Below are 24,720 nucleotides of genomic sequence, written 5' to 3' on the forward strand. Positions count from 1 at the left end.
AATGAAGGGTAGATGATTCGATATTTTCGCAACGCGGAAGTTTTTGTTACAGAATGTCGGGTTCTGAAGGCAGCGCATCGATTAGCGTATTCGAGGTAACGCGCTCGTTATCGATGATCGTTTGAGCGGCGCTTATCTCGGTGCCAGACTGGAATGATGGCTGTGGATCTGACGGCGATCGATCACATCTATCTGTCAGTCTCGAATTTTGAGCGCTCGGAAAGATTCTACGACGCTGTGATGCAAGCGCTTGGTTTTCGCAAGAGCACGGCGCCGATCGCAAGCGAGCCGCACTGTCATTATTGCAACCGCGATTTTCAGATCACGATTCGACCGGCGCATATGATCGATCGCAATCATGAGCCATACGCGCCCGGGCTTCATCATCTTTGTATGCGCGCGGCGGATGACGCCGCGGTCGATGAAGCCGCGCGCGCTCTCAGTTTAATCGGAATCGCGATCGACGGGCCTCGCCACTGCCCCGAGTACGCGCCCGACTACTACGCGGTGTTCTTCAACGATCCGGATGGAATCCGCCTCGAGGTCATGAATCATTTGGAACGGCGGCGCGTGATCCGCGCGCGCTGGGACGAACTCGAGGGTTTCGTCGATCCGCTCGGCCGCTTGTTGCGCAAGAAACCTTAGATTCAGCTCACGCCTGCGAGGTCGGCCATCGCATCGGCGGCGCGCTCGCAAATCTCGCTGAGCAGCTCGTCGCTGATCACGGTCGAGAGCGCAATCAAGCCGCGTGCGGCAAAGAACAATCCGTGATTGAGCGCCGCCAGGTGAAAGTTCGCGATCGCGCGGCTATCCTCGCGCGCGATCGTGGCGGGCGGCGGCTCGCGCGTGAAGAAGATATTCGTCAGCGACCCGCACTGGCGCACCGAAAACGCCAGTTCCAGATCGCGCGCGATGCGAGCGAGCTCGGCCGCCAGCCGCTTCGCCTGCGCGTCCATTTTGTCGATTCGCGCCTGCGTCAGTTCGCGCACGGATACCGCACCCGCGGCGCATGTCACCGGATTTCCGTTGAAGGTACCGGAATGGAACATTGCGCCCCGCTGGCTCGGGTCGAACGCCTTCATGATCTCCGCGCTGCCGCCGATCGCACCGACCGGAAATCCGCCGCCGATGATCTTGCCCATCATCGTGATGTCGGGGCGCACGCCGAGCATCTTCTGCGCCCCGCCTTCATCGAGCCTGAGCGTGATCACTTCGTCGATCACGAATAGCGCGCCCGCTTTTCGCGTCGCATTCGCAACGCGCTCGAGGAATCCAGGCGGCGGTGTCACCACGCCCGCCGATCCCATCACCGGCTCGAGGAAGACCGCGGCAATCTCTTTGCCGCGCTCATCGAGCACGCGCTCAAATGACGATGCGTCGCCAAACTCGCCGAGCAGCGTCTCCTCGCCGTCATGGCCTGCCAGTCCCAACTCGAGGTCGTCGTAAGAGCCGTGGTAGCCGTAGCGCGCCATCACGATGAGCTTCCGGCCAGTGAGCCGGCGCGCGAGCTGTGCTGCGAGCATCCCAGCCTCGGAGCCAGAATTGCAAAACCGCACGCGCTCGATCGACTCGACGCGCGAGCACAGAAGCTCGGCGAGCTCAATCGCGGCTTCCGATCGCGCCGGCCACGCCGTTCCGCCGCGCACCGTCTTCGTGACCGCCTCGACGATCGGCGGATACGCGTTGCCGTGCACGAGACTCGTGTAGTTGCCGATCAGATCGACGTAGCGATTGCCGTCGGCGTCCCACAGGAACGGACCTTCGCCGCGCAGCATCGTGAGCGGGTAGGGCCGATGAAACGTCGTCGTGCGAGTGTCGCCGCCCGGCATCACACGCTCGGCGCGTGCCGCGAGCGCCGCGGACCTGGCGGTGGCGGCGCGAAATCGTTCCTCGATCGTGCTCATGCCGCATTAGCCCGCATGATCGCGATCACAGTCAAGCGCGCCGCCGCGCAGCTCGTTTCGATGAACGCCTCTTCGCGGGTTGGGGCGGTGAAGGCTTCGGAACAAGCTCGTAGAGCGATACATGGAACTGCGACGACGCATCGAACGGCTCGCGATTCCATCCGCCATAGCGCGCGCGCAGCCGCATCCCGGCGAGCCGTGCCATTAAATCCAGCTCGGCGGGCCAGGCGTAGCGAATTTCGATCGGATAAAGCTTCACCCCCTGTTCGCTCAACGCCACGTGCACCGAGCGCGTGTGTTGCCGCGCGGCATCGTGCGTCGAAATCTCGAATCGTACGTCATCGGTTGACAGTTCGAGAGCGCCAACGCGCTGCCCGCGATCAAAGCGCGTGAGGTCGGGCACGAAGCCTTCGAGGACGAAAACGCCATCGTCGCTAAGATGACGCGCCACCCTTTCCATGCATCGCACCTGCCGATCTTGTGTGAGCAGTGCGAAGAAAGGGTTGAACGCGACATAAATGAGGGAGAATTTGCCGCCGACTTTGACATCGGCGAAATCGCCAATCTCAACCGGGATGTCAGCGCCGCCGGGTTTTTCGCGCAGGCGCGCGACCATCTTCTCTGACGCGTCTATACCATGGACCTTCAACCCCCGCGCCGCGAGCGGCAGCGCGATTCTGCCCGTCCCGATGCCCAATTCGAGCACGCGCCGCCTGCCTGCGTGACCGGCGAGAAACTCGACGCAGGCATCGGTAAATTGCGTCACGCGAAATGTGAGACTGTCGTAAACGTCTGCGACTTTGTCGCCGTAAGTGGATGGTCCGAAGGTGTCCATCGGCGAAGGTCACCAAAGTGTCGCGATCAAGTCAACATCGAGAGGGCAGGATCAGAATTCGACGGGGAGCGCGACAAGGCCGCGGAAGCGGCCCATCTTGTGCCATTTGAATTCGTTGGTCGCCAGCCGCAACGACGGCATTCGCTCCACCAGCGCTCCGACCGCGATCTGCGCTTCAAGACGCGCGACCGCCGAGCCTACGCAGAAGTGAATTCCGTGGCTGAAGCTCAGATGCTCGTTGTCGGCGCGCGTGATATCGAAGTGATCGGGCTCGGCAAATCGCGCAGGATCGCGATTGGCGGCGCCGAGCAGCACCGAGACGCGCTCGCCCGCTCGAATCGTGCGCCCGCCAACCTCGACATCCTCAAGCGCGATCTGCGGCGAAGGCGCCTGCGTCGGCGGATCGTAACGGAGCGTCTCTTCGATCGTTCCCTCGATCAGAGCCGGATTCTCGCGCAGCCGCGCGAGTTGCGCGGAATTCCGCAGCAGCGCTAGTACAGCATTGCCGATCAGGTTGCGCGTCGTCGCATGACCGGCAGTGAACATCTGCTCGGCGATCGTTGCGGCTTCATCGTCGGAGACTCGGTTGGTTTCGAGCAGGGCGCTCAGGAAGTCGTTACCTGGATGCGCGCGGCGATCGCGAACGAGGCCGTCCAGGTATTCGACGAATTCGCGCGCAGCCCGATCGCCCGCCGCGATCATCTCCGGCGTGCGTACAACGCCGCGCGCAAGCACGACGCCTTCGACGTACTCGCGCATCCGGATACGATCCGGCTGCGGCACCGCGAGCATCGTGCACATCGTTTCGGCAGGCAGTTCGTATGCGAAATCGGCGATCACATCCATGCGATGCGCGCCGGCGAGGTGATCCAGCAGCCGCGCGACGAGGGATTCGACTTCGGCACGCATTGGCTCGATAACCTGCGGCGCGAGCAGCTTGCCGAGCACGTTCTTGAGGGCGGTATGCCGCGGCGGATCGAGGAACGCAAGCTCGCCACTCTGCAGGCGCAGGATCGGGCCGTCGCCGAACTGTGCGCGCATTGCATCAAGGAGCTTTGCGCGGCTGAAGCGATGGTCGCGCAGGTAGGCGATCGCATCCGCGTAACGCGTCAGCACCCAGCCGTTCATGACGGGACTGAAATGTACGGGATCGTGCTCGCGCAGCGCGTGAAAATACGGATAAGGATCGGGATGTCCCGGCAGCGTGGGATCGGCGTCGTCGGGAAAGAAATCCGCCATCGAAGTCGCGATTACTTGACGATCGCGATCGCTTCCATCTCGATTAACAATCCGTCAACGGCGAGCGCGCTGACTCCGACCATGGTCGAGGCCGGCGGACTTCCGCCCGCGGCGAGCTCGTTGCGCGCCGCCGCAAAGCCCGGGTAATCGGCCGGCTTGTAGTTGACGATATAAGTGTTGAGCTTGACGATATCGGCGGGTGTCGCGCCGGCGGCTTCCAGAGCCGCCTTTAGGTTAGTCACCACCTGGCGAGTCTGCGCGCCGAGGTCGCCCGCGCCAACCAGCTTGCCATCTTTGCCGAACGCGACCTGGCCCGAAATATACACGATGCGGCCGGGAGCATCGACGCTGACGACGTGGGTGTAGCCGCGCGGCGCCATCAGGGTATCAGGATTGATGTGCTTCTTTTCCATCTTGGTCTCCGTCGAGGCGCGCGGCCGCGTCACGATTTTTTGTTGTGGCCGTAGTGCAGGACCTGCACCTTTTCGAGGGTGACGAGGCCCGAACCCATCATCGAGTCGAGCACCGGCAGAAACGCGTTGATCTTTTGCGGCGAGTCGGCGATCTCGATCACGATCGGCAAGTCGGTCGAGAGGCGCAGAATTTTTGCCGAATGAATCTGGCTATTGGCGCCGTAGCCCATCGGACCGCGCAGCACCGTCGCGCCGGCGAGTTTCAATTCGCGCGCCTTGAGCACGATCGCCTCGTAGAGCGGCCTGCTGCCGCTGCGCTCCGCTTCGCCGATATGAATTCTGAGTAATACCGCGTCTTCGAGTGGCTGCATCGTCATGCCCCCTGGCTAAGCGCCGACGCGGCAACGTAGCCCGCCCACACCGCGATCATGCATAGCATCACCGACATTAACACGTTGGTGCCGGCCGCCAGCCATTGACCATCGTTGATCAGATTCAGCGTCTCGAGAGAGAAACTGGAGAAAGTCGTGTAACCGCCGCAGATTCCGACCATTACGAACTGGCGCGTATATGCCGAGGCGAGCACGCGTCCATCGGGGCCGGTCAGGGTCGCGAAAAATCCGATGATGGCGGCGCCGGTAACGTTCACGAACATTGTGCCGTAGGGAAAGGTCGCGCCAGTCGCGCGCGCTACCAAACCGCTAAAGCCGAAGCGCGCCATCGAGCCGATTGCGCCGCCAATCGCAATTAACAGGTAGGAGAGCATTGTTCACTCGATGCTACTGTCAGGAACCTGCTGCTGCGACGATTTCTTCTGATTGTTGTCGGGCTGGGTCGATTGCGCTTCTGGCGTGCCCTTCTCTTCATACTTGTAACCCTGATAGGCGAGGCCGGGTATCATCAGCGCCGGACATCCGCTGCATCCGAGGCCGATCGCGGCGAAGGCCGCAACAACGAGTGATTTGTGCATCTTGGTCATACTGCGGTCTGATTTCTACTCTCGGCTTTCTATTCCTACATGCCGTTCGATCACGCGCAGGCGCCGGAACAGCTCCGGGAGTCGCGGCAGGATTGCCATGTAGCGCCGCGCCTTGCGCACGTCAATCGCGGGACTGCCGAGTACCACCGCGCCTTCTTCGATGTCGTTGTGAACGCCGGCCTGCGCCCCGATCATCGCGCGATCACCAATCTTTATATGGTCGGCGCTGCCGGTCTGCCCGCCCCACTGCGTCCACTTGCCGACCCGCACCGAGCCGGACACTCCAGCAAACGCGCTGAAGCGCGAATACTCGCCGATCTCGCAATTGTGGCCGATATGCACCTGGTCGTCGGTCTTCACCCCGCGATGCAGGATCGTCACGCCGATCATCGCCCGATCGACGGTGGTGTTGGCGCCGATCTCGACATCGTCCTCGATCAGCACGGTGCCGACCTGCGGAATCTTCACGAGGCCGCCGTCCGCCTCGACGTAGCCGAAACCGTCGGCGCCGATGACGGCGTTGTTCATGATCGTGACGCGATTGCCGATCGTCGTGCCTTCGCGGATCGACGCGTGGCTGTGGCAGGTAAAATTGTCGCCCGCGGTGACATTCGGATAGATCGTCGCATGCGGATGAATGACGGCGTCGCGGCCGATTCGCACACCCGCGCCGATCACAGCATAGGCGCCGACCGAAGCATTCTCGCCGAGCTTGGCATCAGGCGCGATCTTCGCGGTTGGATCGATTCCGGGCGCAGGCCGATACGGCGGAAAGAAAATTTCCAGCACGCGCGAAAAGTCCGCGTAGGGATTTTTGCTGATCAGCGTCGCGCATTTCGCATCGGCGGCGAGTTCGGCGGTCGTGATTGCGGCCGACACTTTCGATTGCAACGCGGATGCGTACTTCGGCGCTGCGACGAAGATGATCGTGCCGGGGCCGGCGGCCTCGACCGGCGCGGGCGTGAAGATTTCGATCGCGCCGTCGCCGCGCAACGCGAGGTTCAGTCGTGATGCGAGTTCACTGAGTTTCATCTGATCACCGAGTGATAGTTTCCTCCCGCGATAAAGCGCGGGCACGTTCATCAGGATATTAGACGCGGCACTCCGCGCGAAACGCTTCAGGCGGGTTTGTTCAGAGCGAGCAAAGCGTCGGCGACTTCGCCGGGAACGACCTGGCGCAGGCAGTTGTAATGACCGAAGCGGCAGGTGCGCGCGAGACAGGGGCTGCATTCGAGGCGATGATAGATCACGCGCGTCCTCGGACCGAGCGGCCCCGTGCGATCGGGATTGGTCGAGCCGAAGATCGCGACGGTGGGAATTCCGAGCGCGCCCGCCAGATGCATGCATCCCGAGTCGTTGCCGATGAAGGCGTCGCTGAGCGAGAGCATCGCGATCAGCTCGCCGATCGTCGTCTCGCCGGCCGCGACTGCCGCGTCGATACGTGACGCGCGCACTACGTCCTCGCAGCGCGCACGTTCTGACGGTGCGCCAACGAGAACGCAGTCAGCGTCGTAGCGCTCCGCGAGCAGATCGATTAGAGCGCCGTAGTTCTCCGCCGGCCATTCCTTGGCCGGACCGTATGCTGCCGCGGGTGCGATCGCGATGAGACGTGAGCGCGGCGCTTTGCGATGCGCCCCGAGCCATTCGCGCATGCGATCGCGATTGGCTTCGTGAACATCGACCGCGTAGTCGCCAGCGTCTCCGCTGATGCCGAGCGTTTCGTGAATCATGGATAGCCAGTAGTGAACCTGGTGCTTGGCCATCGCCGCGGGCGGCGCGACCGCGCGATGCGTGAGCATCGCTCCCCGCGCATCGGCGACAAACCCGGCGCGCCGTGGCACGCGCGCCATCGTCATCCAGAACGCGGACTCGAAGCTGCGTGGAAACAGGATGGCCAGATCGAAGCTCCGCGATCGAACCTCGCCGACGGTTCGACGCCGATCGAAAATGCCGGCCAGTCCGCCTCGAACGACGTATGGAATTACTTCATCAATCCACGATGCGCCGTCGAAGAAGCTCGCAAGCTCCTTTTTCACGAGCACCGCGAGATGAGCTTGGGAAAATTCGCGGCGAATCGCGCGCAACGCCGGCAGGCTCATCACGAGGTCGCCCAGCCAGTTGACTTCCTTGACGATGACCCGGCGTGGCGCCGATTCGAGCGCACGCAACGCGCTAAGATGAGGGGCGCTCTGCGCGAAGGTACTTGTCATTCCGGCGGGATCCACGACAAGGCAATGATAGCATCGCACGCGCGGGTAGAATGACACCCACACGCATCGCAAACAGTTGCCGGATCGAAGCGCGCGCTATCTCTTCAGCGCGTCGATAACCTGATCGACGATCGCGTCGGCTTTGGCGCGCATCTCGTCGTCAGTCGCGTCTTGGATCGGATGCGGCACGAAGACGCGATGCAGCTCGGGGAGGCCGAGCGCAGCGGCCTGTTTTTCTGCGGCGTCGACAAAAGTATTCGACGCGATCATCACCGCGGGCTTGCGATTATTTTCGAACCATACTGAATCGTGCACACTGCACGTTGTGCATGACCCTCAATCGGCTAGCGCTTCGATAACGAAGTCGCTTTCCTCCGCGATGCGGCGGCGCAACTCGTCGGGCGCCGGCTTGGTGAACGTGGGTTTGCGATAGCGCTTCACTTCGACGCCGGGTAGCCGATCGATGAGATGATCGGCAAGACGCTCGATCAGCACGTCGCCACGCGGCTTGGAAATGTCGAGGATCGCAACGCGGCCGCGAATTTCGCCGGACCGCGGCGTGAGCGTGCGGCGAATCGGCACGCGCTCGTCGGTGGGATCAAGAATGACCTGCTTCATGGCACCTCCTCGATGCGCCGGCTCACGCTGGATGAGCCCATCGGGCCGGAAACCCAGCCCGCGAAGATAGCGGAGAACTTACCGGCCTCGCCGCCCGCGACGATCATATTTATATTCTCGGGCCGGCGGAACTTCGGAATTTTTTGTTCGAGCTGTTCGGGCGTCGGATTCGTGAGGCCCAGCGCCTTGAGCGGAACTCCTTCGCCGCTCTCGTCGTCGGGGATCAACTCGCGCAGCGGCCGCGACGTGATCTCCTGGATGCGCGCGCGAATCTGACCCTTGGTCCATTTGTCACGCGCAATCGTGTCGGCATGCTCGGGGCAGATGATGAGCAGCACCTCGCCCGAGCCATGCTGCTTCGGATGCCAGCATGCCTCGAGGCCAAGGCCCAGGCTGCCGACGAGCGCGCGCGCCGTGCGCGACGTTTGATCGGCGATCTGCCGCGAGCCCGCTTCGAGTCCGAACACCGTCACGACATTTTCGTCCTTGCCGAAGCCGCGCTCGACATGAAGCGGCTCGAAAGGGCTGCGCTCTTCCCATTCGGCGAAACAAGTTGTGAACTTGCCAATCGCGCCGAGCGTCGAGCGCTCGATGTCGCCGGGCTTCGCGCCGCCGACGTTGCGCAGCGCGAGCTTAACCGCGCGGCCGATTGTGGCGTTGGCGCGATTACCGTAGCCGAGCGCCATCATGCCCATGTTCATGCCGAGGCGGCGACGAATCGGACCGTTGACGACAATCACTGGCGTCGCGCCCCACGTCGTGGACATGATGCCGTGGATATTGAACTCGTCGGTGCAGACCGCTTCGAGCACCGCGTTGACGACCGGCAGATACTCGGGCCGGCATCCGGCCATCACGGCATTGATCGCGACTTTTTCGATCGTCAGCGGCGCCAGATTTGGTGGCACCGTCGCGATCACCTCGCGCGGATCGCGCATCGTTCCGGTGAGCATTCTGGCTACGCGCTCGGGCGTCGGCGGCACGGCCGGCAAGCCGTCGGTGAGGCCGCGCTCGAACATGAACTCGAAGACATCTTCGTGGTCGCCGAGCTCGATACGCCGCGCGACCATCCGTTCGCCGCGCGCCTCGGCCTCGAGCCGCTCGGCGATTTCGGGATCGACGGACTTCGAGCCGCATCCCGGCCGCAGCTCGGGATACGAATTCCAGTCGAGCGCAGGCGGCGGCTTGCCAGTCCGGCGCGCCGCTTCATTCATCAGGTTACGCCAGTCCTCGCGACCGAACCCGACGAAGCGGCGCAGCTCGGCGCCGTTTGCGTCGGCGAGAATGATCGTCGGTACCGTGTCGAGATCGTAGGCGAACGATATTTTGAGCGCCGAGTCATCGAGCATCGGTGTCGTGAGATGATGCCGCTCGACGAGCTTGGCGTTGCCCTCGCGATCCTGCCCGATCGCCCACACGTCGATACCATCCGAGAATGCGCGATGCGCCGCCTCGATCAGCGGCATCGTGAGGCCGCAGGTCGGGCAATCTTCCTTGACGAAGCAGAGCAGGGCGATCCGTCCGCTGGGAAATTTGCGCTCGCGCGCGCCGTCGCCGAGTGCGAACGACGGAAGTGTCGCGGGCATCGAGCTTTCAGATTTTGCGTTCACCGCTTCCCATTGCGACGTAACACACGACGCCGATGAGGTAAATCGCGGCGGTGAGATAGAACGCCGCGGCGAACGAGTCGGTCTTTTGCAGGATGAAGCCGGTCGCGGCGACGCCGACGATTCCCGGGATCGTTGCGAACGTGTTCGACAGTCCCATCAAGATTCCGGCGTAGCGCGGCGCGACATCAAGATGATTCACCGCGAACGCGCCCGCGCCGAGACCGCCGCCGCCGATTGACAATGTGACAAGTGCAACCGCCATCGCCGCGGAATGCGCTGCCGGCAATGCGATCAGCGGGATTGCGCCGAGCGTGAACGCCGTCGCCTGCATCCACTTGCGCACCGCAGTGAGCCCGATGCCGCGGCGATGAAGGTTGTCAGCGATCCATCCCGAAGCATTCTGCATTACAAATGTGGCGGCATACGGGATCACCGAGAGCGCGCCGAGCCGCGCCATCGGGACCTGGAAATTGTGCGCGAGGTAACTCGGCAGCCAGAGCAGGATTATGTAGAAGCCGAAGTTGTTGCAGAGGTGCGCGATCACGATCGCCCACACCGCTTTCTCGCGCAGGATCGCGCCCCACGGGATCTGTTCTGCCAGAGGAGCCTCGGGCCGGCCCGCCGCGATCGCCGCCATTTCATGGCGCGATACGCCAGCACATTTTTCGGGACCGTCGGCAGCTTTGATCTGCCACGCCACCAGCCAGACGATCCCGAGTACGCCGGAAATGTAAAAGACCGCCGGCCAGCCGATCGCAAGGATGATCGCGGGACTGATAAGCAGCGCGATCATCGTGCCGAATGCGACGCCGCTGAAGTGAAACGAGATCGCCCGCGCGCGCTCGGATGCGATCGTCCAGCGCGCCGCGATACTGTGTACTGCCGGAAAGTTCAGCGCCTCGCCCGCGCCGAGCATCGCGCGCATCGCCAGCAGAGCGCCGAACGAGGCCGACGCCGCGAGCGGCGTGAAGAACGTCGCGAGCGACCACGTTGCCACTCCGGCCGCCAGCACGCGCTTGCCGCCGAAACGATCGGCGAGCCATCCGCCGAGCATCTGCAGCCACAGGTAGCCCCAGAAGAACGACGACAGCACGAGGCCTTTGGCCTCGGCGTCGTAACCCTTGTCGCGCGCGAGCGGGATGATCGCGATCGAGATATTGACGCGGTCGACGTAGCAGAGCGCGGTGCCGAGCGCGAACAGCAGGACGACGGTGTAGCGGCGGGGCCAGGCGCTCGCGCCAGTTTCGATCGTAGCGATCCCCGGCGAACTCGCCATCCGAATTATTCTGTCGGCCCTTCGGGTTCGAGCTGGAAGATGCGGCGGGTCGGAACGTAGAACTCGATCGACGCGCTGATATTGCTGTTGGCGTCGATTCCGCCGGCGACCAGCACTTTGCCATTGGGCAGCAGCGTCGAAGTTTCCTCGAGGCGCGCGACGTGCGTCGGCGCGACGTGGACGAAGATTCCCAGGTTGCGATCGTAGAGGTCGGCGTCGTACATCCCGACCACGGTCGGACCTTGCTGGCGATAACCACCAATCACAATCACTGAACCGTCGGTGAGCATCGTCGCTGTGCCGAGGTAATGCGGCGCCTTCATCCCCGGTCCTTTGTGAAAACTGTGCGACTCAGGATCGTAAAAGTCAGTCGTGTTGAGCGGCGCGAACGATGCGATATTGCGCGTGCCGCCGAAGAATCCGCCGGTCAGGACTTTGCCGCTCTTGCCGCCGACGATAAGCGCGCGGCCGTCCTGTAGCAGCACTGCGGCCGGACCGACGCGATCGCTGGTCATGTGCGAGTTGATCGGGCGAAACGTGCTGCTATTGGGATCGAACATCTCGGCGGTGTCATATGAAATATAGCCGCCCGGCATTCCGCCGCGGCCGCCGCCCGCGATCAGCACCTGGCCGCTCAGCAGCAGCACCGCGACGTGCGCCTCGCGCGGGACGGTCAGGTGGCTGGCGGGCTGGAACGTGCTCGAAACCGGATCGTAAATTTCAGCTGAGTCCGAAGTTGTGATGCCGTTGGTGCTGCCACCCGCGATCAGCACGCGGCCATCGCGCAGCAGCGTCGCGGTGTGGCCCTCGCGCGGCTTCGACATCGAGGCGGTCGGGGTGAAGGTGCCGCTCGACGGATCGTAAATCTCAGCGCTCGCGAGCGCGGTGCGATAGCCGATGTTGCGCTGACCGCCGGTGACCAGCACGCGGCCATCGTTGAGTATCGTGATCGTATGCCCCATGCGCGGCACGCTCATGCCGCCGGTCGGCATCAGCGTTTGGGTCGCGGGATCGTAAATTTCGGCGCTCGAGAGCACGCCGCCGACTGTACCGGTCGCAGTGCCGCCACAAATCAGCACGCGCCCGTCGCGCAATGCGATCGCGGCGGCGTCGGCGCGCGCCGTTGACATCTGGAGTGCCTCGACGCGCTGGCCAGTCGGACTGTTGATATAAACCGGCGCTTCGGCGACGCCGCCGCCCGCACCGCATCCCGCGATCGCAAGCGCGATCGCGCACAAAACCAGCTTCGTAATCTCGCAACGCAAACGTGGAATCGCCATGCTGATCGAACCGCCTCAGCGCGGGCTATAGCCGCCCGCACATACAAGCGTCAACTGGCGAAATCGGGCCCGGATTCGTATCGACGCGAGCGCTGCGCGATGTTAGCGTCGCCGCCGATGGCAATTCCCGCCCAGCGCCGCCAATGGCCGCGCGACCTGAAGATCTTCGCCGGGATCTGCGTGGCCTGGGGCGCGATGCTGCTATTCCGCGTGGCGTTCGATCACGGCTCGGCGGCGAATCCGTTCCAGGACGTTTTCCTGGGCGTGAAGCAATACGGGCAAGCAGCCCGCATCACGATGGCGATCCAGGCCGCGATTTTTTTGGCCTTCGGCATCGGCATCCTGATGCGCCGTCGGTGGGCGCTGCTGCTGGGCCTGCTCTATTTCGCGCAAGTCGTCTTCGGCCACGTGATCTTCTTCGTGCGCAACGTGCGAGTGCCTGACCAGGCGATACACGTGAAGATCACCGCGATCGAAGCGCCGATCGTATTCGCGATCCTGATCTACTTCTGGATCCGCGCCCGCCCGCTGCTGAAACACAAGTCAGCGTGAAGTGGTCGACTGATGGACCCTTGAGATCCTGCCATCGACGTAGTCATACCAAGAGGCGAGTCCTTCTGTATTGGTCAAAGGAATTTCGATCTCCCGGCTGCGAGCACGTATTTTCCCCAACTTCGGATAACCTGTGAAGGCGGACTCATCCACGCTCGGCACCGGTTTCTTTGCGGCGACCGTCCACGCGCCATTGACGAGTTTCCATACCTCAAGCCGGCGTGCGGTCGATTCGCCGTGAGGATCGACTACTGCGACAATCTCTTTGTGATCATCAGCTGGGACGCCCACGATCTGCGCGTAAATGACGTACGGCGGAGATTTCCAGTTTGGCCACCAGAGCTGATAACCGTGGCCGTTCCATCGAAATAGCGCCGCGCCCTGCGAGGCCGTGCGATCGCGACCGCGCGCCTCGACGAAAATCTCCGCGGTTCCGTCCTTGTCGATGTCCTCGAAGGAGACACCATGCGGAATTTGGTTGCCCTCGATGTAGTAGCTCGCCTTCGCGAGGTCAGTGATCGGCGTTAGCGAGCTATTGTGCGCGTCCAGATAGACGAGGCATCGGCCGAAAGAACCACCGCAGCGAGTCATCACGACCACCTTCCGCGGCGACTCGATCAGAAACCAGGCGTGAGGCGCATATCCCATCGTCGGAGAACTCAGCTTCATGAAAGGTTGATAGCCGTCAGGATTACGTTTCAGCACGTAGAGAGATATGAAGTCGCAGCCGTCGTTGGTGTTGGTCTTTTCCCGGTCCGCGCAACTGCTATCCTTTAACTCGGGCCACCACTCGAGAAATACATCCAGCTTACCGTCAGCATTAAAGTCGAAAAGTCCATCGAGGGTGCAGTATCGGTCTCTGCACTCGTCAAGTATGCCTTCCGGAATTTTTCCGAGTGGCTCGCATTGAGGAGGATCACCCTTCGTTCGACAAATCGTTCCGTCTTTGAGGAGTGCCGCCGGAATTGAACCGTAGCCGATCGCCGGCGATAGCACTTGATCGTTCTTGATCGGGAACGGTGCGCGCGCGGCGTTCGCCGATGGCCGCAACAAAGCGGCTGTCGCGATCACAATCACACAAAGGAGAACCCTGCGAATCCTCACGTGTCCTCCCCTTTGAGTACGACGACGATGCATCAAGCGTTGCGGATTGTTAACCCTCCATCAACTGGGATTACTGCGCCTGTTATGTATGACGATGCCGGCAGGCAGAGGCTGAAGGTGATGTGCGCGACTTCCTCGGGATAGCCGTAACGCTTAAGCGCCGTGCGGCGCTTGCCGAAGATCGTCTTGTGCTCCTCGGGAATCGCATCGGTCAGGCTCGTGCGGATTGGTCCCGGGCAGATGCAGTTGACCGTGATTCCCTCGGGGCCGAGATCCACCGCCATTGCACGCGTGAGTCCCGTCACCGCCGTCTTGGCGGCGACGTAGGGGCTGTCGCCGGGAGTAGCGCCGAGGCCCTCGGTCGACGCGATATTGACGATTCGCGCCGCGTCGGACTTGCGCAGATGCGGCAGCGCCGCGCGCACCAGCCACTGTTGCGAAGTCAGCAGACCGGTCAGCGCGCGATCCCAAATCCTGTCGTACTCGGGACCGTCGAGCGGATGGAACGCGCCGAAGCCGGCGTTGTTGACGATGATATCGAGGCGGCCGAACTTCTCCGCGACCTCGGCGACGACGAATCTGATCTCATCGTGATTCATCACGTCGAGCCTCCAGGCTTCGGCCTTGCCGCCTGCTTCTTTGATCTCGTGCAGCACGTGCGCGAGACCAGCTTCATTGATATCGGTGATCGCGACCGTCGCGCCTTCGGACGCGAACACGTGCGCCGTGGCGCGGCCCATCCCGCTCGCGGCGCCGGTGATAAGTGCCACGCGATCCTTGACCGAGCGGCTCAGCTTTCTGATCGGTTCCATTTGCATCTCCTTCGTCTCGCGCGGCGCGTCGACCGCGTGCCGCTCTTACATCTACTTCATCGCGGCCCGCAAGCGTGAGCAGCGCGATAGGCAAGCGCCCGCCGAAGGTTGTATAGAGTCGGACAAACAGCAGGAGGCCACGGTTATGGGAATCGACTATAGCGACTACGAATTCCTCAAAGTGGACGTTGTCGACCGGGTCGCGACCATCACGATCAACCGGCCCGACTCGCTCAACGCGGTTAATGGCATCGTGCATCACGAGCTCGAGCAGATCTGGATCGATGTGCGCGCCGATCACGACGTCAATGCGATCATTCTGACCGGCGCGGGGCGCGCGTTCTGCGCCGGCGGCGATGTCAAAGGGATGGCGGAGGGCAACCTGGCGGGCGGCGGCAAGAAAGGCAAGGGACGCGGGCGTGGCCCGATCGCGGCCTCGAACGGACGGCGCCTCGTTGAGAACATGCTCGATGTCGAGCAGCCGATTATCGGCGCGATCAACGGCGACGCGGTCGGCCTCGGCGCAACGCTCGCGCTGCTGTGCGATATCACGGTCGTCTCGGAAAAGGCGCGCTTCGCCGACACGCACGTCAAAGTTGGAATCGTTGCGGGCGACGGCGGCGCGCTCATCTGGCCGCTGCTCATCGGGCCGCATCGCGCCAAGGAATTCCTGATGCGTGGCAATTTCATCAACGGCGCTGAAGCCGGCCGCATCGGGATGGTCAACTATGCAGTCGCACCCGATGAGGTGATGTCCAAGGCGCGCGCGCTCGCGCAGGAGCTGGCCGACGGCCCGACTTTGGCCATCAGATGGAGCAAGCTGTCGGTTAACAAATGGCTGAAGCAGCAGGCCAACCTGATAATGGACGCGTCGCTCGCGTACGAGATGATGACGTTTAACACCGACGATCACAAAGAAGCGGTGCGAGCGTTCGTCGAAAAGCGCAAGCCTAACTTCGTGCGCGCGAAGTAGAGAGAATTTAACAGCGGATGAAACGGCGATTTGCGGTAGCGGCGACGATCAAGTTTGTCCTGGCGTTCCTCCTGTTGATGACATGGCATGGCAGCCAGACCATCCTCGATCATGCCAAGAGAGCAATGGGAGGAACGTCATTCGATCGCGGCCACGCGCTGCTCGCCCCGGTCAATGAGTTCCTGCATCACCATGACCACATAGCCAATGCGGTACTAATAGCGACATCTGGACATATCGACCTGGTATTAACCGGCATGGTGTTGTGGGGGATATTCGGTGAGACTATCCGGCCGACAGTCGCGATATTTTTCATCCTGCTATTTCGCCAGTTCAGCCAAATCTTCGTCAGCGCACCGATCCCGCAGGGAATGATCTGGCACTATCCGGGATTCCCTTCCCTGATAGTCACTTACTACACGACTTTCGATTTCTTTTTTTCAGGCCATACCGCGTCCGCAACGTTGAGCGCTTTGGAAATCGGCCATCGCGGATACAAAAACAAAATCTATGTCATTCTTGCCACTATAATGGTCGGGTTTGAGATTTTCTGCATCCTGTCAATGAGGTTTCACTATACTGCGGACGTGATCACCGGCATTTTCGCGGCGGTGACCGCGTTCACTCTGGCCGTGAAAGTATCGCCCAAGCTGGATACTATGTTCGATAACCTGGTCAACCGCATCACGGGCGCGAGCGATTCAACCTCAGAGCTGGAAACCCGACTGGTCGCCAAGTAGCGCGGCACCAGCGCCAGACAGCCACGTCTCCGCAACGGCAGCATGCTGCGTCAGCGTATGAATATCGCGCAGGCAGCGCTGCAGCGGCGACGTCTCGTAAGGCGCCGTTCCACCGCCGGCCGCATAACAGGTATCGACGACAGAAGCTGCAGTATGCGCGGACCATGTGACACTGCCCATGATACGTGCGCGCTCGGCGGGCGGCACCACGCGGCCTTCGCAGGCGGATTTCCAAACCAGTTCCGCTTCGCTGCGCAACAGTCCGCGGATTGCACGAACGGTCGTTTCAGCATGCCCTATGCGATACTGAAACAACTGGCTATTCGCGATCGTTGACTGAGTATAGAGCCGCTGCTTGTTCGTCGCCGCGAGTTTGAGTATCTCTTCCACGCCTCGGGTCGCGATTCCGAGTCCGACGGCGCCGATATGCAGTGCTGCGTAAAGCAAAGGCTCGGCGAAGCAGGGGCCAGGAATAGTGGATTTGCCGCCGAAGATATCGAAAGTGTCTTCGCCGGAGATAGTGAGATTCTCGACCGCGATATCGTGGCTGCCGGTACCGCGCAGTCCGCTCACCGACCAGGTATCGATGATGCTGCCGCGCTCCGGCGCGAACATCATCGCGCGTGTTTCGGGAGCGCCGGGAATCGCGCCTGGCTTCGCTTGACCATTCTCGGTAACTACGCAATTGCCGAATAGCCAGTCGGCGTGCTGGCATCCGCTGGCGAAAGCCCATCGGCCGCTGACTATGTATTTGTCGCCCTGCCGCTCCGCCTGGCCGCGAGGCGCGAAACCACCGCCGATTATCAAGTCCGGCCCCGGCGCATAGAGCTCGTCGAAGCGTTTCGGCGACATCAGCGCGAGCAGCATCGGCGTTTCGCATCCGATCATCACGACCCAGCCGGTCGAGCCGTCCGCCCTTGCAAGCGCCTCGATAATTTCCATGCTGGTCGGGAAGTCGATTTCGAGTCCGCCATGAGTTTTCGGCGTGAACATCCGAAAGCATCCGGCTGATTTAAGCTGAACCAGCAGATCGAGCGGAAGACGGCGCCCCGATTCGATGTCGAGGCTGCGCGCGCTGATTGCGGGAGTGAGATCGATGACGGATTCGAGGAGTCGCGCGGCGTCAGATGCCATCGGCAAGCCTATTTCGTGGTTGGGATGTCGAACTCGGCCCGCATGCGATGCTCATGCTCGGGCCATCGCGCCGTTATTGTTTTGAGGTGCGTGTAGAAGCGGATGCCTTCGGATCCGTGCATCGCAGTGTCGCCGAAGATCGATCGCTTCCATCCGCCGAAGCTGTGAAAAGCCATCGGCACCGGGATCGGCACGTTCACCCCCACCATCCCGATTTGAACGCGGCTCGTGAACTCGCGCGCCGCGCATCCATCGCGCGTGAAGATCGAAGTGCCGTTGCCGTACTCGTGCTCGTTGATGAGCCGCAGCCCCGTTTCGAAATCGGGAGCGCGCACGACGGAGAGCACTGGGCCGAAAATCTCTTCGCGGTAGATCTTCATTTTGGGTGTTACCTGATCGAAGAGGCATCCGCCGATGAAAAATCCGTCTTCGTGATCGCGAACCTTGAGTGCGCGGCCATCGAGCACGAGCCTTGCGCCCTCTTTGATGCCGGAATCGATATAGCCGCTGACCCGCTCCACGAGCTGTCGCGAGACAAGCGGACCCATCTCGACGCCGTCCGCAGTGCCGGGACCGACCTTCAATTTTTCGATGCGCGGCACGAGTCGCTCGACGAGCGCGTCGCCGGCTCTGCCGACCGCAACAGCGACCGAGATCGCCATGCATCGCTCGCCCGCCGAGCCGTATGCCGCCCCGACTAGCGCATCGGCGGCCTGGTCGAGGTCGGCGTCGGGCATCACCATCATGTGATTCTTGGCACCGCCGAGTGCCTGCACTCGTTTTCCGCGCGCCGCTCCGGTTGCATAGATGTACTGCGCGATCGGAGTCGAGCCGACGAAGCTCACCGCCGCGATTCCGGGATGTTCGAGGATCGCATCGACGGCGCGCTTGTCGCCATGAACGACATTGAAGACGCCGTCAGGCAGACCGGCCTGCTTGAGCAGCGCGGCGATTCGCACGCTCGCAGATGGATCGCGCTCAGAGGGCTTGAGGATGAAGGAGTTGCCGCAAGCGATCGCGACCGGGAACATCCACATCGGCACCATCGCGGGAAAGTTGAACGGCGTGATTCCGGCGCACACGCCGAGCGGCTGGCGCATCGACCATGAGTCGATGCCGCGCCCGACCTGCTCGGAAAATTCGCCCTTCAGCAATTGCGGGATGCCGCACGCGAACTCGACGACCTCGAGGCCGCGCGTCACTTCGCCGCGCGCATCGGACAGCACCTTGCCGTGCTCGGCCGTGATGATCTCCGCGATCTCGCTCGAGTGTTTGTCGAGCAGTTCACGGAACGCGAACATCACGCGCGCTCGCGCGGGAGCGGGAGTCGCAGCCCAACTTGGAAATGCCGCCGCGGCCGCCTTCACGGCGGCATCGACTTCCGCCGCGCCGCCCATCAGAACCTTGCGAGCGCATTTGCCAGTCGCGGGATTGAAGACCTCGCCGAGCTCGCCGCCGCCGTGAGCAAATGAAGAGCCGCCGATAAAATGAGCGATCGCGTCCATGCATCCTTGTCCCGCGAAAACGCACGAGCCGCAAGCTCATTAAAAACAAAAACGGCGGACTGCTCTCGCAACCCGCCGCGCACAACTCTTAGGATCGTTCTATTCTTTTGCAGCCAAGCGAAGTTCCGCGCTTAGGGGAACTTCAAATGTGTCGCCGCGAAGGAGGCGAGCCGAGAAAAACAAAACCTCAAGATTTTCGACTTCGCTGGTGTCTGGATTGAGTCGGGCGATAGTTTCATCGCCAATCTCCTCCGATTCCTGCCCCGCGTATGGCGCGCACTTGCTGATGTAAAGAATGTCTGCCAGCGGCGGCTCGAAGCGGCGTCACTCACGACTAATACAGTCAGATGCTTCCCGCCTTTCAAGTTAGCGTGGAAGCGAGTGAACAGCCTCGCCGATCGGAAACGCCTGCTGATCCTTAGTCGGGATCTGCAAGCGTACTCGCTAAGAGGTCGCGATGGTCTGGCAACAGGTCTGGATGATTGTCCGCGATGTGCCCTTCGCGTTCGTTTCCAAGCTCAACTTCGGCTTGCAGACGAGGGCACGGAAAGCGAGTCTTCGCATCACGCGACGTGAATCGCTTTCGCGCTTTACCTAGCGTTGCCGGCCCGGCAACTTCCTACTTGCCGACGATGAAGACGCAGCTGGTGGTGCCGCTGCCGCCGATGTTCAGCATCGCCATCGTCTTGGCGTTTTCTACCTGGTAGTCGCCGGCGGTGGCGGTGAGCTGGCGATGTACGTCGAGCATCTGGCGCACTCCGGTCGCGCCGACAGGATGGCCGGCGCCGATGAGGCCGCCGCTCGGGTTGATCGGGCACTTGCCGCCCATCTCGATCACGCCTTCCTCCACCGCTTTCCACGATTCGCCCGGTTTGGTCAGACCGAAGTGATCGATCGCCATGTACTCGGAGGTGGTGAAACAGTCGTGGGTCTCGATCGCGGAGAGCTGCTCGACGCCCGCGATACCGGCGCGCTTGAAGGCGTCGAGGATCGTCTGGCGCGTATGCGGCAGCACGTAAGGATCATCCTTGCTCTCGAGGACTTTGGCCTCGAACTCGAGCGGCGCGGTGTGATGGCCCCATCCGAGGATGCGCGGGATGTCGCTGAGGCTCTTGCCGTTGCGCTTGGCCCACTTCGTCGCGAATTCTTCCGACGCCAGGAAGACCGCGACCGAGCCGTCTGTTACCTGCGAGCAGTCGCTCACCTTGATGCGCCCGCCGATCACAGTGTTGAACTTGCTCTGCTGCTGCGCGTGGCTCTCGCTCATGAACCAGTTGCGCGTCTGCGCGTTGGGATTGCGTTTGGCGTTGGAATAATTGACGGCCGAGATGTGCGCGAGATGCTCATCCTTCAGGCCGAAGCGCTTGTCGTATTCGTCACCGAGGCGGCCGAAGAGTTTTGGAAAGGGAAACTCGATTCCCTTGGCTTCGCGCTCGTACCATGCGGCGGTGCCGAGATAGTCGCCGCCGGTGGTGGAATCAACGGTCTTCATCTGCTCGACTCCGCATACGCAGGCGAGATCGTAACGGCCCGCCTCGATTTCGGCCGATGCCGCCAGCAGCGCGATCGATCCCGAGGCGCAGGCGGCCTCATGCCGCGAGGTCGGCATCCCGGAAAACTGTGGATCGATCTCGACGAAGAACGCGCCGACGTGACCCTGCTTGGCGTAGAGTTCGGCGGCGAAGTTGCCGACGTGCGCAGTCTCGACTTCGCGCGGTTCGATCTTCGTGGCCTCGAGACCGCCGAGCGTTGCCTCGCGCATCATCGCGACAAAATGTTTGCCCTCTTTAGACCAGTTGCGAGCAAAGTCAGTCTGCGCGCCACCAAGGACATAAACGGGTTTAGCCATCGCGAGCTCCTTCTTCGATTCTAGCCGACCAGCGTGCGGCCGTATTCGAGCACGCCGCCTTTGAACAGTTTACCATCGTTGGCCGCGAGTTGCTCGATCGCATGCGGCACCACGAGCTTCGCATTCTTCAAGAGCGCGACCGTGTTTTTGGCGCCCAGCAGATCGACCAGCGCGCACGGCGGCGCCCAGTTGAAACCGTAGCTCATGATCGTATCGACATCGGCCGGCGATTCGGCCACTTCGCCGACGCGATTCAGCCCGTAGCTCACATAGCCGAGCACGACGCGCCGGCACAAGTCGGCGTCGGCACCCTCGGCCTCGGCGAAGACCTTCATCGCCGCGCGATACTTGCCGACGCGGTTGAGCGACTTCATCTTCTCGACGAATTCGATCGGCGCCGGCTTCTCGAGCGCTTCATGCTTGCCGGTTTTCGGATTGAGCGCGAAGACGGCCTTGCCTTCCTTGCGATAGAAGCCACCGCGCTCCGGAGTCTTGTCGCCGAGGCATCCCGCGGCGAGGCCTTTTTCCATGTAGGCGGGCATCTTGAAGCACTCGTGCGCCTCGTCCTCACAGTTGGCAAAGACGTTATCGACGATCGCCTTGTGCACGTCCCATCCGACGAGATCGATTGTCGCAAGCGGCGCCATAGCGCGCCCGGTATGCGGGCCGATTAGATAGTCGATGTACGCAACGCCATGCTCGCCGGCGAGCTGCGCCGTTTCGTTGAGAACTTTGAATCCGACGCGATTGCCGACGAAGGCCGGGCGATCCTTGGTCACGATCACTTTGCGCCCGAGATGTTTGGTCAGCATCGCGACGACGTTTTTGACCACGGCGGGATCGGTGTCGCCGTGAGGGATAACTTCGGTGCCGACGATCACGTGCGGCGGATTGAAAAGATGGATACCGAGGAAGTTGCGGCGGAAGGAATCGCTGCGCCCGCGCGCCATCTCCGCGATCGAAAGTCCAGATGAGCCGGTCGCGACGACAGAATCGGGGCGACGGTACTTATCAACCAGCTCGAAGAACTTTTTCTTGAGCGCGAGGTCTTCGGCCAGCGACTCGAATATGATTGCGGATTCGGAGACGCTGCGCTCGAGGTCCTTGTCGTAGCACCCGAGCCTGATCCGCTCGGCGATCGCCTCGGCGCGCGCGTCATTCTGCGTATCGGTGAGGCCCTCTTTGGCTTTCGCGTCGTCGCGCGCGAGCATCGTCACGTCATAGCCCGCGCCGGCGAAGACGCATGCCGCACCCGCGCCCATCGTGCCGTTCGCGCCCAGAATTACGACCTTGTTGTTATCGGCCAAGCGATTCTATTCCCCGCGTTTGGATTTTTGCGTCAGAGGCATTTCTTAAATGTGATCATCGCCGGGCGCCTGCGCCAGTGTAGGGGCGCCAGAGAAATCGAGCTCATGCAGGCTGCGAACGATTCCGCCGGGCTGGATCGCAGAAATGTTATCCGAGCCCGATGAGCCGCGCCACAGGCGAAAGGCCCTACCGAACACCCGTTAGGCTGCGCGATGCCTTCAGCCTGTCCGACCTCGTCACGCGGAATTCGGCCGGCGCTGGCGTCGCTCTGGATTCCCGCGCTGTGGTACAGGTCAACCTTGCATATAGCAGCTGAGGTACAACAGCGTGACTGACACTCGAGATTTCCAGACGATCAAGGTCGAAATCGAAGGGCCGCTCGGGCGGCTGACGCTCAATCGGCCGGAGCGGCTGAATGCGATCGGGGCGACGATGCTGCGCGAGCTGGCCGAGGCGGCGCGCTGGTTCGATACGCATCGCGATTTGCGCGTCGTGATCGTGAGCGGCGCGGGGCGCGCGTTTTCAGCAGGCGCCGATCTCAAGGATTCTCCCGCTGCTGCAGCGACTGCCAGCAGCGGCGGCTCATGGCTCGCACGGCGCGAGGCGGGACAGCTCGGATTGCGCGCGGCCGACGCGCTTGAGAACATGCACGCCGTCACGATCGCGCAGGTTCACGGCTATGCGGTCGGCGGCGGGCTCGTGCTCGCGGCGGTATGCGATCTGCGCGTGGCGGCCGAGGACGCATTGTTCTTCATCCCGGAAATCGAGCTCGGCATCCCGCTCGCATGGGGCGGCATCCCGCGTCTGGTGCGTGAGATCGGACCGGCGCTCACCAAGGAACTCGTGATGACGTGCCGCCGCTTCAGCCCGGCGGAGGCCAAGGCGGTCGGATTTCTAAATCGCGTCGTTCCCGCTTCGAGACTGCAACACGAGGTCGAGGAGTTGGCTCAGCAACTGATCTCGATGCCATCAGTGCCGATCGCGATCACCAAAGAGCACGTCAACTCGGTAGTGCGCGCGATGGGCACCGGCACGACGGCGTTCTCAGACGGCGACGTGCTGATGGGCTCGTTCGGCGAAGAGGAGTCCCGCGCCGCTGCCACCAAGTATCGCGAAAAAGCTCTCGGCAAAAAGAAATAGATTCAAACTGCGCGGAGCGTGGTTGAGATATCGCCGCGGGTTGCTGACTCGGCCGGAATAAAGGTGCTGACGACGCCGATCGCGGCGGCGATCGCGATTCCGTTGACGATACTCTTGTGCGGAATCGAGATCGCGTAGGCCAGCATCCCGATTGAGGCCGAGGCGTGCGGCAGGAACTTGAGTCCGATCCATGCGCCGCCACACCCGAGGATTCCGCCCACGATGCCGATCACCATTCCCTCGGCCACAACCATCGCAACGACCGCTCTGCGCGTGAAGCCGATCGAGCGCATCACGGCCATCTCGCGGCGCCGCTCCCGCACCGACATCGCGGCGGTATTGGCGGCGACCAGGCCGATCGCAATTACGACCACGAGCGCCAGGAACTTCGCGCCGTTCAGCAGCACGCTCATCTGCGCGACGCGATTCTCGGAGACCGCGAGCTCGGACTGGGTTTTGGTCTCGAACGACGCGTTGGCGAAAGTCTCGTCGATATCGCGGATGACCTGGGGAATATTCTGTGCGTGATCGACCTTGACCCAGAAGATGTTGTCGGTGCCCGGACTGTTGAGCACCTGGTCGAGGTAGTCGTGATGGAATACGACGACGAAGCTCGCGGTCGAGCCGGTTAGCTGGCCGACGACCTTGAGTTGGATATCGACGGGTACGTTGAGGCCGTGGAGCATCACCTGGTCGCCGACCTTCCAATGAAAGCGATCCATCAGCGTGCGCCCGACCATCGCGCCTGTGCGCTCCGCCACGAAAGCATCCGCTGACTGCTTATTAATTCCGTAGTCGCTGAAGACCTCGGCGAAGTGCTCGTGATCGGCGGCGAGCGCCGGCACCTGGTCGTCGGGATTGCGATAGGTGGCGAGAAAAATCGACTCGCCGATCACGCGTTCAACGTGATCGATGTTCTCGATCCGCCGGGCATAGGCCGACGGCAACGTCGTGTTGAAGTATCCGCCTTTGTTGTACACGACGAGGCGCAGCGAGTTGGCTCGCTCGCGAAGGATCTGGCTGACGAGGCTCGGCAGGCTCATGAGCGCGGCGAAGATAAAAATCGAAACGGCGATCGAGAGAATCGTGAGAATAGTGCGCCGCGGATTCCGGGTAATATTGCGCAAGAGCAGCGGGAGCAGGGCGAGCATCGAAGGTCACCGGCTTCAACGCTACACCCGCATGCATCACGATTGCAGTGGCGCTCGATCTGCTTCTAATAGTGGTCGCTGGCTGCGT

The 24,720-nt window shown here is 62.1% G+C and carries 25 protein-coding genes; 5 read left to right on the plus strand and 20 right to left on the minus strand.

All coding sequences use genetic code 11. The features are described 5' to 3' along the window. Nucleotides 1-156: 156 nt before the first annotated feature. Complete coding sequence (locus tag VMA09_03710; GenBank protein HUA32682.1) at nt 157-645, plus strand: VOC family protein; 489 nt, start codon at nt 157-159, stop codon at nt 643-645. 2 nt (nt 646-647) lie between these two features. Here VMA09_03710 and VMA09_03715 read toward each other — a convergent pair whose 3' ends face one another. The 13 genes from VMA09_03715 to VMA09_03775 form a co-directional block, all read right to left on the minus strand. Beyond that, nucleotides 648-1,904: an aminotransferase class III-fold pyridoxal phosphate-dependent enzyme gene (locus VMA09_03715; GenBank protein HUA32683.1), complete on the minus strand. Its 1,257-nt coding sequence runs from the start codon at nt 1,902-1,904 to the stop codon at nt 648-650. Nucleotides 1,905-1,935: 31 nt separating this feature from the next. Beyond that, nucleotides 1,936-2,739, minus strand: coding sequence for a class I SAM-dependent methyltransferase (locus tag VMA09_03720; GenBank protein HUA32684.1), 804 nt, complete (start codon nt 2,737-2,739; stop codon nt 1,936-1,938). 51 nt (nt 2,740-2,790) lie between these two features. Then, the gene (locus tag VMA09_03725) at nt 2,791-3,978 is read right to left on the minus strand and encodes a cytochrome P450 (protein ID HUA32685.1); all 1,188 of its coding nucleotides are present in this window, start codon (nt 3,976-3,978) and stop codon (nt 2,791-2,793) included. 11 nt (nt 3,979-3,989) lie between these two features. Then, nucleotides 3,990-4,391: a RidA family protein gene (locus VMA09_03730; protein ID HUA32686.1), complete on the minus strand. Its 402-nt coding sequence runs from the start codon at nt 4,389-4,391 to the stop codon at nt 3,990-3,992. A 29-nt stretch (nt 4,392-4,420) separates the two neighbouring features. Next, a complete protein-coding gene (locus tag VMA09_03735) occupies nt 4,421-4,762 on the minus strand; it encodes a DUF190 domain-containing protein (protein HUA32687.1) in 342 nt (113 codons plus the stop codon). Nucleotides 4,763-4,764: 2 nt separating this feature from the next. Further along, nucleotides 4,765-5,157, minus strand: a complete 393-nt coding sequence (crcB, locus tag VMA09_03740) for a fluoride efflux transporter CrcB (protein ID HUA32688.1) — start codon at nt 5,155-5,157, stop codon at nt 4,765-4,767. A 3-nt stretch (nt 5,158-5,160) separates the two neighbouring features. Beyond that, nucleotides 5,161-5,361, minus strand: coding sequence for a hypothetical protein (locus tag VMA09_03745; protein HUA32689.1), 201 nt, complete (start codon nt 5,359-5,361; stop codon nt 5,161-5,163). 24 nt (nt 5,362-5,385) lie between these two features. After that, on the minus strand, nt 5,386-6,402 hold the full coding sequence (gene lpxD / locus VMA09_03750) for a UDP-3-O-(3-hydroxymyristoyl)glucosamine N-acyltransferase (protein ID HUA32690.1): 1,017 nt from the start codon (nt 6,400-6,402) through the stop codon (nt 5,386-5,388). 86 nt (nt 6,403-6,488) lie between these two features. Then, complete coding sequence (gene waaF / locus VMA09_03755) at nt 6,489-7,580, minus strand: lipopolysaccharide heptosyltransferase II (protein ID HUA32691.1); 1,092 nt, start codon at nt 7,578-7,580, stop codon at nt 6,489-6,491. 96 nt (nt 7,581-7,676) lie between these two features. Continuing rightward, a complete protein-coding gene (locus VMA09_03760; protein ID HUA32692.1) occupies nt 7,677-8,198 on the minus strand; it encodes a UGSC family (seleno)protein in 522 nt (173 codons plus the stop codon). Beyond that, nucleotides 8,195-9,784, minus strand: a complete 1,590-nt coding sequence (locus VMA09_03765; protein HUA32693.1) for a TlpA disulfide reductase family protein — start codon at nt 9,782-9,784, stop codon at nt 8,195-8,197. The genes VMA09_03760 and VMA09_03765 overlap by 4 nt, the downstream gene beginning before the upstream one ends. A gap of 7 nt (nt 9,785-9,791) precedes the next feature. Beyond that, the gene (locus VMA09_03770) at nt 9,792-11,084 is read right to left on the minus strand and encodes an ACS family MFS transporter (protein HUA32694.1); all 1,293 of its coding nucleotides are present in this window, start codon (nt 11,082-11,084) and stop codon (nt 9,792-9,794) included. Between the two features lie 5 nt (nt 11,085-11,089). Next, nucleotides 11,090-12,364, minus strand: coding sequence for a kelch repeat-containing protein (locus tag VMA09_03775; GenBank protein HUA32695.1), 1,275 nt, complete (start codon nt 12,362-12,364; stop codon nt 11,090-11,092). A gap of 99 nt (nt 12,365-12,463) precedes the next feature. On the opposite strand from VMA09_03775, the gene VMA09_03780 reads away from it, so the two are divergent. After that, a complete protein-coding gene (locus VMA09_03780) occupies nt 12,464-12,916 on the plus strand; it encodes a hypothetical protein (protein HUA32696.1) in 453 nt (150 codons plus the stop codon). On the opposite strand, the gene VMA09_03785 is transcribed toward VMA09_03780, so the two are convergent. Together VMA09_03785 and VMA09_03790 are read right to left on the minus strand one after the other, a co-directional pair. Beyond that, nucleotides 12,908-13,585, minus strand: coding sequence for a hypothetical protein (locus tag VMA09_03785; protein ID HUA32697.1), 678 nt, complete (start codon nt 13,583-13,585; stop codon nt 12,908-12,910). The genes VMA09_03780 and VMA09_03785 overlap by 9 nt on opposite strands. A gap of 467 nt (nt 13,586-14,052) precedes the next feature. Beyond that, nucleotides 14,053-14,832: an SDR family oxidoreductase gene (locus VMA09_03790; protein ID HUA32698.1), complete on the minus strand. Its 780-nt coding sequence runs from the start codon at nt 14,830-14,832 to the stop codon at nt 14,053-14,055. Between the two features lie 145 nt (nt 14,833-14,977). Between VMA09_03790 and VMA09_03795 the strand changes: the two genes are divergently transcribed. Together VMA09_03795 and VMA09_03800 are read left to right on the plus strand one after the other, a co-directional pair. Beyond that, on the plus strand, nt 14,978-15,805 hold the full coding sequence (locus VMA09_03795) for an enoyl-CoA hydratase-related protein (GenBank protein ID HUA32699.1): 828 nt from the start codon (nt 14,978-14,980) through the stop codon (nt 15,803-15,805). 17 nt (nt 15,806-15,822) lie between these two features. After that, nucleotides 15,823-16,545 carry a phosphatase PAP2-related protein gene (locus tag VMA09_03800; GenBank protein ID HUA32700.1) on the plus strand — a complete coding sequence of 241 codons (723 nt, stop codon included), beginning with the start codon at nt 15,823-15,825 and terminating at the stop codon, nt 16,543-16,545. Here VMA09_03800 and VMA09_03805 read toward each other — a convergent pair. From VMA09_03805 to VMA09_03820, 4 genes are all read right to left on the minus strand, one after another. Further along, complete coding sequence (locus VMA09_03805) at nt 16,513-17,679, minus strand: acyl-CoA dehydrogenase family protein (GenBank protein HUA32701.1); 1,167 nt, start codon at nt 17,677-17,679, stop codon at nt 16,513-16,515. The genes VMA09_03800 and VMA09_03805 overlap by 33 nt on opposite strands. Before the next feature lie 8 nt (nt 17,680-17,687). After that, on the minus strand, nt 17,688-19,184 hold the full coding sequence (locus tag VMA09_03810; protein ID HUA32702.1) for a CoA-acylating methylmalonate-semialdehyde dehydrogenase: 1,497 nt from the start codon (nt 19,182-19,184) through the stop codon (nt 17,688-17,690). 619 nt (nt 19,185-19,803) lie between these two features. After that, nucleotides 19,804-21,033, minus strand: a complete 1,230-nt coding sequence (locus VMA09_03815; protein HUA32703.1) for an acetyl-CoA acetyltransferase — start codon at nt 21,031-21,033, stop codon at nt 19,804-19,806. Between the two features lie 20 nt (nt 21,034-21,053). After that, nucleotides 21,054-22,340, minus strand: coding sequence for a 3-hydroxyacyl-CoA dehydrogenase family protein (locus VMA09_03820; GenBank protein ID HUA32704.1), 1,287 nt, complete (start codon nt 22,338-22,340; stop codon nt 21,054-21,056). A gap of 328 nt (nt 22,341-22,668) precedes the next feature. Here VMA09_03820 and VMA09_03825 point away from each other — a divergent pair, with 328 nt between their 5' ends. Next, nucleotides 22,669-23,481 (plus strand): enoyl-CoA hydratase/isomerase family protein, encoded by an 813-nt coding sequence (locus tag VMA09_03825; GenBank protein HUA32705.1) that lies wholly within the window; start codon nt 22,669-22,671, stop codon nt 23,479-23,481. 2 nt (nt 23,482-23,483) lie between these two features. On the opposite strand, the gene VMA09_03830 is transcribed toward VMA09_03825, so the two are convergent. After that, nucleotides 23,484-24,632: an FtsX-like permease family protein gene (locus VMA09_03830; GenBank protein HUA32706.1), complete on the minus strand. Its 1,149-nt coding sequence runs from the start codon at nt 24,630-24,632 to the stop codon at nt 23,484-23,486. Between the last annotated feature and the right edge of the window lie 88 nt (nt 24,633-24,720).

The organism is Candidatus Binataceae bacterium, assembly GCA_035508495.1.
Taxonomy (GTDB): domain Bacteria; phylum Desulfobacterota; class Binatia; order Binatales; family Binataceae; genus JASHPB01.